This window comes from Roseomonas genomospecies 6, from assembly GCF_008365375.1.
Lineage (GTDB): Bacteria > Pseudomonadota > Alphaproteobacteria > Azospirillales > Azospirillaceae > Azospirillum.
The window spans coordinates 174751-187372 of sequence record NZ_QOKW01000009.1 but is presented as its reverse complement, the minus strand read 5'-3'; the positions used below and the strand labels follow the sequence as shown (position 1 = coordinate 187372).

Here is a 12622-nt window from a genome sequence, read left to right as displayed (position 1 = left end):
TAATCGGGTGCGCCGCCTCTCGATCCGGATGTGCCGTCCATGGCCCCCGCCATGCTGCATTGCCGCAAAATTACGAGGGTATGCTGGCACAGGGGCGGGGCACCTGGAATCAGGCTTACGGCGGGATGCTCTTCTCTTTCGGCACAGTGGAAAACCGGCTCTTCGCCATCCGGCCTATGCGGTTGGAGAGAGCCGCACCGTCAGTCGATCAGTTCGTCCAGGGTCGCGCGGACGACCTGCACGATCTCCCCGCCATACTGGCCGACGCCGAGATCGCGGGCGCCGACGATGATGGACAGCTCGCGTTCGGTCGTGGGGGCGAAGCGGGCGATTTCCGGCACCAGCTCGTCCGGCAGGACGGCGTCGCGCGGCAGCCCCTCGCGGGCCGCCGCACGGTCCCGCCAATTGTTGAGCGCGGCGTTGATCGCGGCCTCGATCTGGAGGGATTCCTCCTTGCGCTTGAGGTCCTTGTAGAGAACGAGAACGCGCCAGCCGCCATCGGCGTAGGCGGTGTCGATGCGCTGCACCTCGACCGTGCGCAGGAAGGAGGAGAGTTGCCCCTGGGCCTCGTCCGCGTTCGCGTCGGGGATCATGAAGGTGCGGATTTCGGTGCTCATCCTGTTCCTCGGTGCGTGCCTCGTCTTTTGGGGAAGACTACACGAAAGTGCAGGGACACGGCTACTCCGGCACGTCTCCGGCCGCCGCCGCCCTTCGTCATAGGAAAGCGCGTCGTCGGACGGGACCCAGCCGCCCCCTGAGGTGTTGAGGCACAGGACACCGCGAGGGGGGAGCAGAGGGCCGATGACCGGGCGTGTCGAGCCGCACAGGGAACGCCGGGAACGGAGCACGCCGCAACCGAAGCGGCGGCTGTGGATCACGCTGCTGGCGGTCATCCCCGCGCTGTTCATCGCGGGGACGGCGGGAGCCGTCTGGACCGGCTACAGCCTCTACGACCGCCCCTTCGCCTGGTACAACAGCAACCGCATCGCCGCCACGGCGGAGCGGGCGGCGCGGGACCTGTCGCCTCCCATCGTCGTCGTGGCGCTGGGCGGCTCCGCGCTGCGCCACGCGACCCTGGACGAGCAGGGCATGGCCACCCTCGCCGCGAAGCATGGGGTGGATGGCCTGCATTTCCTGCGCATCGTCCAGGACCATGCCCAGGTCGGCGACTTCGAGCCGCTGCTGGGCGACGTGCTGAAACTGAAGCCGGCGCTGGTGCTGCTGGACGTCGATCTGCTGTTCACGGAACGCAACGGGTTCGCCGGGCTGCGCCGCTACGGCTCGCACCTGACGGAGGTGGCGGTTCTGGGCCGCCCCTACCTGCCGGACCAGATCGCCCTGCAATACGCCAAGCCCTGCCGCCCGACCGGCCCCGAGGGCTGGACCGCCTCCGCCGCCGACCGCTGGGTGGAGAAGCGCAAGGCCGCCGTCCGGCTGGACGCCGCCTCGCCGGCCTTCGACCGCGTGCGCCGCTTCGCCGATCAGGCGCGCGCCGCCGGGACGGAGGTCGCCCTGCTGCTGCCGCCCCGCCCGGCGGCGGTCGAGGAGCGGCTGTACGGCGCGGGGAACGGCTACCTGCCGGCTGGGCTCGACCGGCTGGGCGGGCAGGCGGATCTGCCGCTGTGGCGCTACCCCGACTCGGCGCGCAAGGCCGCATCCTTCTGCCGCAACGGCATGCTGGGACCGGAGGGCCGGGATGCCTATTCGGCGTGGCTGGCCGGCGGGATCGCCGAACGGGTCGCGCAGCCGAGGGTGGAAGAGGCCGCATTGCAGTAGGTTCGGCCCGCATCGGCCCCGATGTCCGCGTGCTGACACGGCGGCGTCATCAAAGTGCAATTCCCGCCGCCCTAGAATGCGCCCGCGTCCGCGCCGGGTTTGACCGGCGGAGGGATGCGCCTCTCTTCGGCCACGGGTGAACCACAGATGAGCGCCGCCATGGATTTCTCCATCCACGAGGCCCCGGCCAGCACCGAGATCGTGCTGAGCGGGCGCATGACCTTCGCCGACCACGACACGTTCCGCGACGTCATCGCCACCTTCGAACGCCCGGCGGGGCACCGGATGGTGTTCGACCTGTCGCGGCTGGACTTCGTGGACTCCTCCGGTCTCGGCATGTTCATCATCGCCCGCGACACCGCGCAGCGGCGCAACCTGGACTTCGCGATCCGCGGCGCCCGCGACGAGGTGCGGCGCCTGATCACGATCGCCAAGTTCCACACCATGTTCAACATCGACGACTGACGCGGCGGGAACGGAAGCGATGGTTCACGCTTGCGCCAAGGCGGTGCGCCCCGCCGGCCAAGGGGCCGGGGCGTCCGTCTACGGCATGGAGCTGGGCTTTCCGCTGGGCGGTTGCCGGGTGCTGATCGCCGACGACAGCGCCTTCAACCGCAAGACCCTGACCCGCTTCCTGCAATGGGCCGGCATCACCCAGGTCGCCTTCGCCTCGACCGCCGAGGAGGTGATGGAGCGGCTGGAGAGCTTCGCGCCCGACCTGCTGCTGCTCGACACGGCCATGCCGCGGATGGACGGCATCGGCGTCTGCCGCAGCCTGCGCGGCGACCCGCGCTGGCGCGACCTGCCGATCCTGATGCAGAGCGCGCTGAACTCCGACCAGTTGAGGACGGTCTGCTTCAGCGCCGGAGCGACCGACCTGATCGCCAAGCCGATCAACCCCGGCGAATGCATCGCCCGCGTGCGCTATCACCTGGAACGCCGGTCCATGGTGCAGGAGCTGCGCGCCTTCCACGAGCGGGTGGAGCGCGACCTGCGGCAGGCCCGCGCCATGCAGCTCGCCCTGGTGCCGGAACCGGCGGAGCTGGCGGCGCTCGCCGACCGGCACGGGCTGACGGTGGATTCGGTCTTCCGCGCCTCGGACGAGATCGGCGGCGATTTCTGGACGGCCTTCGAGTTCGACGGGACCCGCGTCGGAGTCTTCACCGCCGATCTGTCGGGTCATGGCATCGCCGCGGCGATCAACGCCTTCCGCCTGCACACGCTGCTGACCCGCACCCCGCCGGAGGAACTGCGCGACCCGGCCCGCCTGCTGCGGCAACTGAACCTGAGGCTGTGCGAGATCCTGCCGCTGGGCCAGTTCGCCACCGCCTTCTACGGGGTGATCGACCGCGCCGACGATTCGCTGCTCTACGCCGCCGCCGCGTCACCCAGCCCAATCGTGGGAAGCGGCATCGCCGGACGCGGCGACGGAGGCGGCTTCCGCCGGCTGGACGCCTCGGGCCTGTTCCTGGGGGCGTTCCGGGACTCCGCCTACACCAACCACCGGGTGCCGCTGCGCTGCGGCGACACGCTGTTCCTCTACTCCGACGCGCTGAGCGAGGCCCTGGACACCGACGGCGCCATGCTGGGAGAGGACGGGCTGCTCCGTCTGGCCGAGCGGGCGGCGGAGGACGCCCCCGCCCGCCCCCTGCCCGCCCTGATGGCGCGGCACGCCGCCGCCCACGGCGAACGGCTGCGCGACGACGTGACCGCTCTCTGGATCACCCGGCGCTGACGCGGTGCAGCAATTTATCCATTGGCCCCATACCCTTATTCGCGTTATGGATATTGCTGCGTCGGGCGACGTGCAACAGGAGACGGAACGGATATGGCTTCGATCATGATCAAGAAGGCCGGCGAGGGCCTGATTACCCAGGCTCACCGCAACGCCGACGTCGGCCCGACCAGCGGCAGCTCGGTCGTGTACGAAATTCTCAACGTCCCGGCGGGCGTGTCGGTGGACGACGTCATCGCCGCCTTCAAGACCTTCAAGCCGGCGGACAAGACGTACGAGTACGACTACACCGCCCTGACGAAGTAAGGCGGGCGCTCCGTCCTTCCCGCGGTTCCCGCATGGGCGGAAACCGCGGGAAACGGCCTTTATCCCTTCTTGGGGAAGCGCTCGATCCAGCGCTCCAGTTCCGCCACATGCTCCGCCTCTTCGGAGGCAAACTCCTCGGCCATCATGCGGACCTCCGGATCGGTGGTGGTCGCGGCCACGTCGGCGTAGAAGGCGTGCCCGCGCTTTTCGCTGTCGAGCGCCAGCTCCAGCGCGTAGTCCACCGTCATCAGATAGTGCGAGCCTTCCATGGAGGCCGCTTCCGGGCTGTCGCCGTCCGGCCATTGGAAGTCCTCCGCCGCCAGCACCGGCAGGTCGCGGAAACCGGAGCGCTTGCGGGCATCCGCCAGATGCAGACGCGAGAACTCGGCCATCTTGCCGAAGAAGGCCGCGACGTCCGCGTTGCCGTAGGTCTTCATGGCCTCCGACAGGTCGGCGAAACGGTTGGCGGCGTCCTCCTCCAGCGCGCAGGCATGGGCGAGGAACAGGGCGGGGTCGTGAATGTTGGCCATGGGGTCCCGAGATCGTTAAGGCACAATCGAATTGTGGTTATTTGAACCATAACGCCTTGGCGTGAAAGGTTCTCGGCATCGCTGCCCATCGGCGGAGCATTGCGGCAATTTAACGCACCCTCCACCGCTCCCCCCTTGGCGATGGCGCCAGCCCGAGTGATCCTGAAGCATCGTCACGAAACGCAGGGGGTGCCCGCCATGAACGCCACCCGGAACGGATTGAAGGGCCATCCGGCCAACGGCCTGCACCCCGTCTCCATGGGGCACGAGGATCTGGAACGGCTGCACCATCTGCGCCAGCACCGGCGCGCCGCCCGCGGCGCGGAGACGCCGTCGCGCACGGCGGGCCAGCGGGTCGCCGACGGTGTGGCCACCCTGGTCGGGTCCTGGCGCTTCATCATCGCCCAGTCGGCGCTGCTGGCCCTGTGGATCGCTGCCAATGTGCTGGGCTGGGTGAAGGCGTGGGACCCCTACCCCTTCATCCTGCTGAACCTCGCCCTGTCCTTCCAGGCGGCCTACACGGCGCCGATCATCATGATGAGCCAGAACCGGCAGGCCGACATCGACCGCAAGCGGGCCAGCCAGGATTACGACGTGAACCTGAAGGCGGAATTGGAGATCGAACTGCTGCACCAGAAGATCGACCTTCTGCGCGAACAGGAGATCGCCCGGCTGACCCGCATGGTGGAGGACTTGACCGAGGCGCTCGCCACTGCCAGGAACACGGCGCCGCCCTCCCCCACGGTCTGATCGACATCCCGATGAGCATCCCGCCCCTTCCCATCGACCCCGTCCTTCCCGAGCTGCTGGCCGCGCTGGACGGGCGCGGCATGGCGGTCCTCCAGGCGCCGCCGGGGGCGGGCAAGACCACCCGCGTGCCGCTGGCGCTGCTCGACCGGCCCTGGCTGGCCGGGCGCAAGGTGATCGTGCTGGAGCCGCGGCGGCTGGCCGCCCGCGCCGCCGCCCGCCGCATGGCCGCGATGCTGGGGGAAAGCGTCGGGGAGACGGTCGGCTACCGCGTGCGGCTGGACACGAAGGTCGGGCCGAGGACCCGGATCGAGGTGGTGACCGACGGCCTGTTCCTGCGCCAGCTTCAGGAAGACCCGGAACTGCCGGCGGTGGGCGCCGTGCTGTTCGACGAGTTCCACGAGCGCGGCATCGACAGCGATCTGGCGCTGGCATTGGTGCAGGAGGCGCGCGGCGCTCTGCGCGACGACCTGCGGCTGGTGGTGATGTCGGCGACGCTGGATGGCGCGCCCGTCGCCGCCCTGCTGGGCGACGCGCCGATGGTGACCAGCGAGGGCCGCGCCTTCCCGGTGGAGACCCGCCACCTCGACGCTCCCGCCGCCGGCACCCGCATCGAGGACGCCGTGGCCGCCGCCGTCCGCCGCGCCCTGCGCGAGGAGACCGGCAACGCGCTGGTCTTCCTGCCCGGCGCCGGGGAGATCCGCCGCGTGCAGAGCCTTCTGGAGAGCGCGGATCTCGGCCCCGGCACGGTGATCGCCCCGCTCTACGGCGACCTGACGGCGGACGCGCAGGACCGCGCCATCGCCCCCAGCCCGCCGGGCGTGCGCAAGATCGTGCTCGCCACCCCCATCGCCGAGACCAGCCTGACCATCGAGGGCATCCGCATCGTCGTGGACGGCGGATTGATGCGGGTTCCCCGCTTCGACCCGCGCAGCGGCATGACGCGGCTGGTCACCGCCAAGGTCTCTCAGGCGTCGGCGGAGCAGCGGCGGGGCCGCGCGGGCCGTCTGGAGCCGGGCGTCTGCTACCGCCTGTGGCCCGAGCCGTCGCACAAGGCCCTGACCCCCTTCACCCCGCCGGAGATCATGGACGCCGACCTCGCCCCGCTGGCGCTGGAGTTGGCGGTCTGGGGGGTCTCCGACCCGTCGTCGCTGGCGTGGCTCGACCCGCCGCCCGCCGCCGCCATGGCCCAGGCGCGGGAGCTGCTGCGGGAACTGGGGGCGCTGGACGCGGACGGCGGCATCACCGCCCATGGCCGCCGCATGGCCGGCTTCGGCGTGCACCCCCGGCTGGCCCACATGATGCTGAAGGGCAAGGCGATGGGGCTGGCGGCGCTGGCCTGCGAGGTCGCCGCCCTGCTCGGCGAGCGCGACATCGTCCGGGCGCAGCCGGGCTTCCGCGACGCCGATCTGCGGCTGCGGGTGGAGCTTCTGCGCGGGCTGGATGACGAGGGACGAGTCCGTGGCGCGGGCCGTGGACTCACCGTGGAGCGCGGCGGCGCCCAGCAGGCGTTGAAGCAGGCCCGCCAGTGGAAGCGGCAGTTGGGCGTCAAGGGCGATGGCGGCGGTGACCTCGGCAACACCGGCCTGCTGGTGGCGCTCGCCTATCCCGACCGCATCGGCCAGCGCCGGCCCGGCGGCAATGCGGGCGGGGCCGCCGCGCAATACCGGCTGTCCAACGGGCGCGGCGCCTATTTCCAGGACGCCGAGCCGCTGACCGCCCAGGATTGGCTGGCCGTGGCCGACCTGGACGGTGCCGCCCGCGAATCGCGCATCTTCCTGGCCGCCCCCCTCACTCTGGCCGAGCTTGAGGAGGCCTTCGCCGAGCACATCCGCAGCGAAACCGTGGTCGCCTGGGACGGGCGGGAGCAGACGGTGCTGGCCCGCCGCCGCCGGATGCTGTTCGCCCTGGCGCTGAAGGACGAGCGCCTGCCCAACCCGCCCGCCGAGGCCATCGCCGCCGCCATGCTGGAGGGCATCCGGGAGATGGGGCTGGCCGCCCTGCCCTGGACCGACGAGCTGCGCAAATGGCAGACGCGCGTCCTGTTCCTGCGCCGCCGGGAAGGGGAGGAATGGCCGGACGTTTCCGACGCCGCCCTGCTGGAGACGATGGAGGACTGGCTGGCACCCTTCCTGAACGGCGCGTCGCGCCGCGCCCATCTGGACCGGGTGGAGCTGGGGAACGCGCTGCGCGGCCTGCTGCCCTGGGCGATGCAACAGCGGCTGGACAAGGAGGCGCCGACCCATGTGGAGGTGCCCAGCGGCTCCCGCATCCCCATCGACTATGGCGGGGACGAACCGGTGCTGGCCGTCCGGCTTCAGGAGATGTTCGGGCTGGCCGAGACGCCGCGCATCGCGGGCGGGCGGGTGCCGCTGCTGCTTCACCTGCTGTCCCCGGCCCGCCGCCCGGTGCAGGTGACGCGCGACCTCGCCAGTTTCTGGGCCAACGCCTACAAGGCGGTGAAGGCTGACCTTAAGGGCCAGTATCCCAAGCATTACTGGCCCGACAACCCGCTGGAGGCCGAACCCACGGCCCGGGCGAAACCCCGTGGCCGATGAGGGGCGGGCGATGAGGGGCGGGCGATGAGGGGTTTTCGGGCCGGAGCTTGACTTTCGGGCCATGCCCGCCGAATTGCGGACAACCGGCGACTTCCGAACGGTCGCGGGGAAAGGGTCACGGCCTTCGTCGCGGAGCAGGATGGCGGGCATGGATGCGCAAGGGATTCTCGACCTCAGCCGCTGGATCGCGGAGGCCGGGCTGCGGGGGGTGCCGGAGACGGACCTGATCGGCGGCTTCTGCGAACGGCTGGTCGCGGCGGGCGTGCCGCTGACGCGGACGGTGGTCGGCGCGGACACGCTGCACCCGACCATCGCCGGCCATGTCGTCACCTGGGACAGCACCGGGCGCAACGCCGCCGAGGTCCGGCAGACCGATTACGGCGGCGGCGACGGCGACCCCGACATCGACGAGAAATGGCTGCGCAGCCCCTTCCACCGGCTCTACACCACCGGCGAGACCATGCTGCGGCTGCGGCTGGACAGGGCTGGCGGGGACAGCGAATTCCCGGTGGTGGAGGAACTGAGGGCGCAGGGCGCCACCGACTACATGGCCATCGTCAACCGGCTCGGCGCCCGCGCCGCCATCGGAGAGCTGGACTGCATCTTCTCCTCCTGGGTGTCGCACCATCCCGACGGTTTCAGCGACGCGCAGCGGGACGCGCTTCTCACCCTCACCGGGACGCTGGCGCTGGCCCTGCGCGGCCATGCCATGGCGCACATCGCCAACACGCTGGCCGAGACCTATCTGGGGCGGGACGCCGGCCACCGGGTCCTGCGCGGGCACATCCGACGCGGCGTGGCGGAGGAACTGGACGCTGTGCTGTGGTTCAGCGATCTCCAGGGCTACACCCGCATCACCGACACCGCGGCGCCGGAGGTCATCCTGCCGCTTCTGAACGACTATGCGGAGCTGGTGGTGACGGCCATCCACCGACATCGCGGGCAGGTGCTGAAGTTCATCGGCGACGGCATCCTGGCCGTCTTCGACCGCTCCAGTGCCGGGGACGCCTGCCGCGCTGCGCTGGACGCCGCGGAGGAGGCGCGGGAGCGCTGCAAGGAGCTGAACAGCCGCCGCTCCGCCGCCGGGCTGCCGGTGACCCGTTTCTATCTGGGGCTGCACCAGGGAAAGGTGTTCTACGGCAACATCGGCGGGGTGGACCGTCTGGACTTCACCGTCGTCGGCCCCGCCGTGAACGAGGCCAGCCGCATCGCCGCGATGTGCCGGTCGCTGGACCAGGACATCCTGCTGTCCTCGGCCTTTGCCGAATCCGCTCCGGACTGCCGGAAGCGGCTGATCTCGGTCGGGCGCTACCTGCTGCGCGGCGTGGGGCGGCCGCAGGAGCTGTACACGCTGGACCCGGAGGCGGCGGGGCAATAGCCGCGCCCTCCGGAATGGCGTGGTGGAAAAGCGGCCTGTTCATGCTATTTTACGCTCATGGTCAAGCCGCAACCCCGCCCCGTCTGCGATCCGCCTCACGTCACAGACGACGAGTCGAAGCTCGCCGCCTTGAAGGCTGACATCGGCGAAGCCTATGACGCGCTCATGCAGGGCCGGGTGACTGATGGCGATGTCGTTTTTGCAAAGCTCTATGCAAAATTTGGCCCGCCACCGGATGACGTCTTCGAAGACGACTGATGCCGCGGATCGTCTTCACCGATCCATCCCAAGCGGATTTGGACGCCATCGCAACCTTCATCGCTGAAGACAATCCGGTCGCCGCGGCGCGTTTTATCCAGCGCATCCAGGCCCGGTGCGCCATGCTGGCGGAACGGCCGGCCGTTGGCCGTCCGCGGTATGATCTGAAACCCGGTCTGCGGTGCAGCCCACTCGACCGGTACGTTATCTTCTACTGGGCGGCGGAGGACGGGATCGTCGTTGCCCGCATCCTCCATTCCGCCCGCGACATCGAACGCCAGTTCAGGAAATAGCTCACCCCCCCACGCCGCTGGGCGCGGTGACGGCGTGTTCCTTCAGGATGGCCTCGGACAGGGCCGACACCTCGACCAACTGCACCTCGTAGCCCCACAGGTTCGCGATGTGGCGCAGCACGGCCTTGGCGTCGCTCTCGTCCAGCAGCACGCCGTTGGTCACGCGGTGGTGCAGGATCAGCTTGCGGTCGCCGGCCAGATCGACGTCCACGATCTGGATGTCCGGTTCCAGGAAGCCCAGATCGTACTGCCGCGCCAACAACTTGCGGATGCCGCGGTAGCCGCGCTCGTTGTGGATGTTCTCGACCAGCAGATAGGGGTCTTCCGCGTCGTCGCGCACGCTGAACATCTTGAACTTCCGGATCAGGTGCGGGCTGAGATACTGGAGCACGAAGCTCTCGTCCCGGAAGTTGGCCCAGGCGTCGCGCAGCGCGCCCATGCCGTCGCCCCGCCCGGCGAGGTCGGGGAACCAGTAGCGGTCCTCATCCGTCGGATTTTCGGCGATGCGCTGGATGTCCTGCATCATCGCGAAGCCCAGCGCGTAGGGGTTGATGCCGGAGAAGCGCTGGTCGTCGAACTCCGGCTGGAACACCACCGAGGTGTGCGAATGCAGGAATTCCAGCATCGCGCCTTCGGTGATCATCCCCCGCCGGTGCATCTCGTTCATGATGGTGTAGTGGGTGTAGGTGGCACACCCCTCGTTCATCAGTTTGGTCTGCTTCTGGGGATAGAAATACTGCGCGATGTGCCGGACGATGCGCAGGAGTTCGCGCTGCCAATGCTCCAGCCGGGGAGCCTTCTTCTCCAGGAAATAGAGCAGGTTCTCTTCCGGCAGGCCGAGCAGCTTCTTGCGCTCCGACACCGATTTGGACGGGCGGCTGCCGCCGACGGCGACCTTCGGCACGGTGCGCCACAGGTCGTTGAAGGTCTGCTCCTGGTATTCCTGCCGCTCCCGCTCGCGCTTCTGCTCCAGCCGCAGGTCGAGGCTGCGCTTCTTCGGGTATTTGTGAACGCCCTGGTTCATCAGCGCGTGGGCGGCGTCCAGCACCCGCTCCACCGCATGGTGGCCGTAGCGGTCCTCGCACTGGCCGATGTAGGCCTTGGCGAATTCCAGGTAATCGAGAATGCCCTCGGCGTCCGTCCACTGCTGGAAAAGCTGGTTGTTCTTGAAGAAGTGGTTGTGGCCGAAGGCGGCGTGGGCGATCACCAGCGTCTGCATCGTCATGGTGTTCTCTTCCATGATGTAGCTGATGCAGGGGCTGGAATTGATGACGATCTCATAGGCGAGGCCGCGGTAGCCCTTGCGGTAGAGCATCTCGTCGCGGGCGAAATGCTTGCCGAAGGACCAGTGCTTGTACATCAGCGGCATGCCGATGGATGAATAGGCGTCGAGCATCTGCTCGGCGGTGATGACCTCGATCTGGTTGGGATAAACGCTGAGCCCCATGTCCTTCAGGGCGATGTCCTCGATGGCGTCGTAGACGCGCTTGATCTTGTCGTAATCCCAGTCCGCCCCGTCGTAGAGCAGGCTGTCGGGCTTGTCGATCACAGCGGTCATTGTCAGCCTCCCACGCTTTCTACGCGACTCTCGATGGCGCGCGAGCGGTTTGGTTGGAAACTCAAGGGAAAATTCACCACAGAGACACGGAGGCACGGAGGAGAAAGGCGAACAGCTCCGTGCCTCCGTGTCTCTGTGGTGAGACTCATACGGCTACACCCCCACCTTGTCCCGGGCGAACAGGTCGCGGAAGACGGGGAAGATTTCCCGGCGGGAGCGGACGCGGCGCATGGCGAGCGGCAGGTCTGGCCCCTGGACCGTCTTGTAGGTGCGCCACAGCTCCGTCTCGCGGCCCAGCGCCGACAGGCCCATGTTGTGCTCCGCCGCCACCTCGATGTAGGCGAAGTACTGGCAGAGCGGCAGGATGCCGTCCCGCAGCAGCCCCGCCGACCGCGCGTTGTCCGACGACATGTTGTCGCCGTCCGACGCCTGGGCGGCGTAGATGTTCCACTCGTTCTCCGGATAGCGCTCCTTGACGATGCGCTGCATCTCCTCCAGCGCCGTGGAGACCACGGTGCCGCCGGTTTCGGTGGAGTAGAAGAACGTGTCCTCGTCCACCTCCTTGGCCTCGTGGGTGTGGCGGATGAAGACGATGTCCACCGACCGGTAGCGCCGCTTCAGGAACAGGTAGAGCAGCATGAAGAAGCGCTTGGCGAGGTCCTTCATGTGCTCCGTCATGGAGCCGGAGACGTCCATCAGGCAGAACATGACCGCCTGCGCGATGGGCTTCGGCACCGTCTCGAACCGGTTGTAGCGGACGTCGATCGGGTCGATGAAGGGGATGCGCTTGGAGCGGAGATAGTGCCGCTCCAACTGGTCGCGCATCTCCCGCAGCTTCTCCGGATCGTCGCCGCGGTCCTCGGCCTCGCGCAGAAGCTCTTCCAGCTCCAGCATCTCCGCCGGCTTGGGCCGCTTCAGCGCGATGCGCCGGCTGAGGCTGTTCCGCATCGTGCGGACGAGGTTCAGGTTGGCCGGAGACCCGGTCACCGAATAGCCCGCCCGTGTCAGCGAATGGGACTCCGTCTGCTTGACCTTCTGCTTGACGAGGTCGGGAAGCTCCAGGTCCTCCAGGAAGATGTCCAGGAACTCCTCGCGCGACAGGACGAAGCGGAAATCGTCGTCGCCCTCCCCGTCCGGGCTGCCTTCGTTGCCGCCCCGGCCGCCCCCGCCCTCGGGCCGCGCGATGGTGTCTCCCTCCACATACTCCTTGTTGCCGGGCACGACGTAGTCGCGCACGCCACCGGCCCCGGAGCGGTGGAAGGAGGGCTCCCGCACGCCGCCGGTCGAGATGGTCACCTTCTCGCCGTTTTCGATGTCCTGGATGCCACGCTTGCCGGAGGCATCCCGCACCGCCTTCACCACCTGTTCCTTGGCGCGCCGCAGGAAACGCTGGCGGTTGGCCAGGCTCTTGCCTTGCGGATTCAGGCGACGGTCGATGATGTTCATCAAGGGGGAGCCCCTCCTACCCGTTCAGGCTCGTGTG

The 12622-nt window shown here is 68.7% G+C and carries 13 protein-coding genes; 9 read left to right on the top strand and 4 right to left on the bottom strand.

What is annotated here, in order from left to right; translation table 11 throughout:
- Positions 1 to 200: 200 nt before the first annotated feature.
- Positions 201 to 617, bottom strand: a complete 417-nt coding sequence (locus DS843_RS14125; protein WP_149469522.1) for an HRDC domain-containing protein — start codon at positions 615 to 617, stop codon at positions 201 to 203.
- Between the two features lie 184 nt (positions 618 to 801).
- Between DS843_RS14125 and DS843_RS14120 the strand changes: the two genes are divergently transcribed.
- The 4 genes from DS843_RS14120 (at position 802) to DS843_RS14105 (ending at position 3817) form a co-directional block, all read left to right on the top strand.
- Positions 802 to 1776, top strand: coding sequence for a hypothetical protein (locus DS843_RS14120; protein ID WP_149469521.1), 975 nt, complete (start codon positions 802 to 804; stop codon positions 1774 to 1776).
- Between the two features lie 147 nt (positions 1777 to 1923).
- Complete coding sequence (locus tag DS843_RS14115) at positions 1924 to 2241, top strand: STAS domain-containing protein (RefSeq protein ID WP_286192090.1); 318 nt, start codon at positions 1924 to 1926, stop codon at positions 2239 to 2241.
- Positions 2242 to 2260: 19 nt separating this feature from the next.
- Entirely contained in the window at positions 2261 to 3511 is a 1251-nt protein-coding gene (locus DS843_RS14110; RefSeq protein WP_149469520.1) for a PP2C family protein-serine/threonine phosphatase, read from the top strand.
- A 93-nt stretch (positions 3512 to 3604) separates the two neighbouring features.
- Entirely contained in the window at positions 3605 to 3817 is a 213-nt protein-coding gene (locus DS843_RS14105; protein ID WP_149469519.1) for a hypothetical protein, read from the top strand.
- Positions 3818 to 3876: 59 nt separating this feature from the next.
- Here DS843_RS14105 and DS843_RS14100 read toward each other — a convergent pair whose 3' ends face one another.
- The gene (locus DS843_RS14100) at positions 3877 to 4347 is read right to left on the bottom strand and encodes a ferritin-like domain-containing protein (protein WP_149469518.1); all 471 of its coding nucleotides are present in this window, start codon (positions 4345 to 4347) and stop codon (positions 3877 to 3879) included.
- A 198-nt stretch (positions 4348 to 4545) separates the two neighbouring features.
- Between DS843_RS14100 and DS843_RS14095 the strand changes: the two genes are divergently transcribed.
- From DS843_RS14095 to DS843_RS14080, 5 genes are all read left to right on the top strand, one after another.
- Positions 4546 to 5097, top strand: coding sequence for a DUF1003 domain-containing protein (locus DS843_RS14095; RefSeq protein WP_208852239.1), 552 nt, complete (start codon positions 4546 to 4548; stop codon positions 5095 to 5097).
- Positions 5098 to 5108: 11 nt separating this feature from the next.
- Positions 5109 to 7652 (top strand): ATP-dependent helicase HrpB, encoded by a 2544-nt coding sequence (hrpB, locus tag DS843_RS14090; RefSeq protein ID WP_149469517.1) that lies wholly within the window; start codon positions 5109 to 5111, stop codon positions 7650 to 7652.
- A 148-nt stretch (positions 7653 to 7800) separates the two neighbouring features.
- Entirely contained in the window at positions 7801 to 9030 is a 1230-nt protein-coding gene (locus DS843_RS14085; protein ID WP_149469516.1) for an adenylate/guanylate cyclase domain-containing protein, read from the top strand.
- Positions 9031 to 9159: 129 nt separating this feature from the next.
- Positions 9160 to 9288 carry a hypothetical protein gene (locus DS843_RS31770; RefSeq protein WP_286192089.1) on the top strand — a complete coding sequence of 43 codons (129 nt, stop codon included), beginning with the start codon at positions 9160 to 9162 and terminating at the stop codon, positions 9286 to 9288.
- Positions 9288 to 9581, top strand: a complete 294-nt coding sequence (locus DS843_RS14080; protein ID WP_149469515.1) for a type II toxin-antitoxin system RelE/ParE family toxin — start codon at positions 9288 to 9290, stop codon at positions 9579 to 9581. Before DS843_RS31770 ends, DS843_RS14080 begins: the two co-directional genes overlap by 1 nt.
- Position 9582: 1 nt before the next feature.
- Here DS843_RS14080 and DS843_RS14075 read toward each other — a convergent pair whose 3' ends face one another.
- Entirely contained in the window at positions 9583 to 11139 is a 1557-nt protein-coding gene (locus DS843_RS14075) for a SpoVR family protein (RefSeq protein WP_149469514.1), read from the bottom strand.
- A 153-nt stretch (positions 11140 to 11292) separates the two neighbouring features.
- Positions 11293 to 12585: a YeaH/YhbH family protein gene (locus tag DS843_RS14070; RefSeq protein WP_149469513.1), complete on the bottom strand. Its 1293-nt coding sequence runs from the start codon at positions 12583 to 12585 to the stop codon at positions 11293 to 11295.
- Between the last annotated feature and the right edge of the window lie 37 nt (positions 12586 to 12622).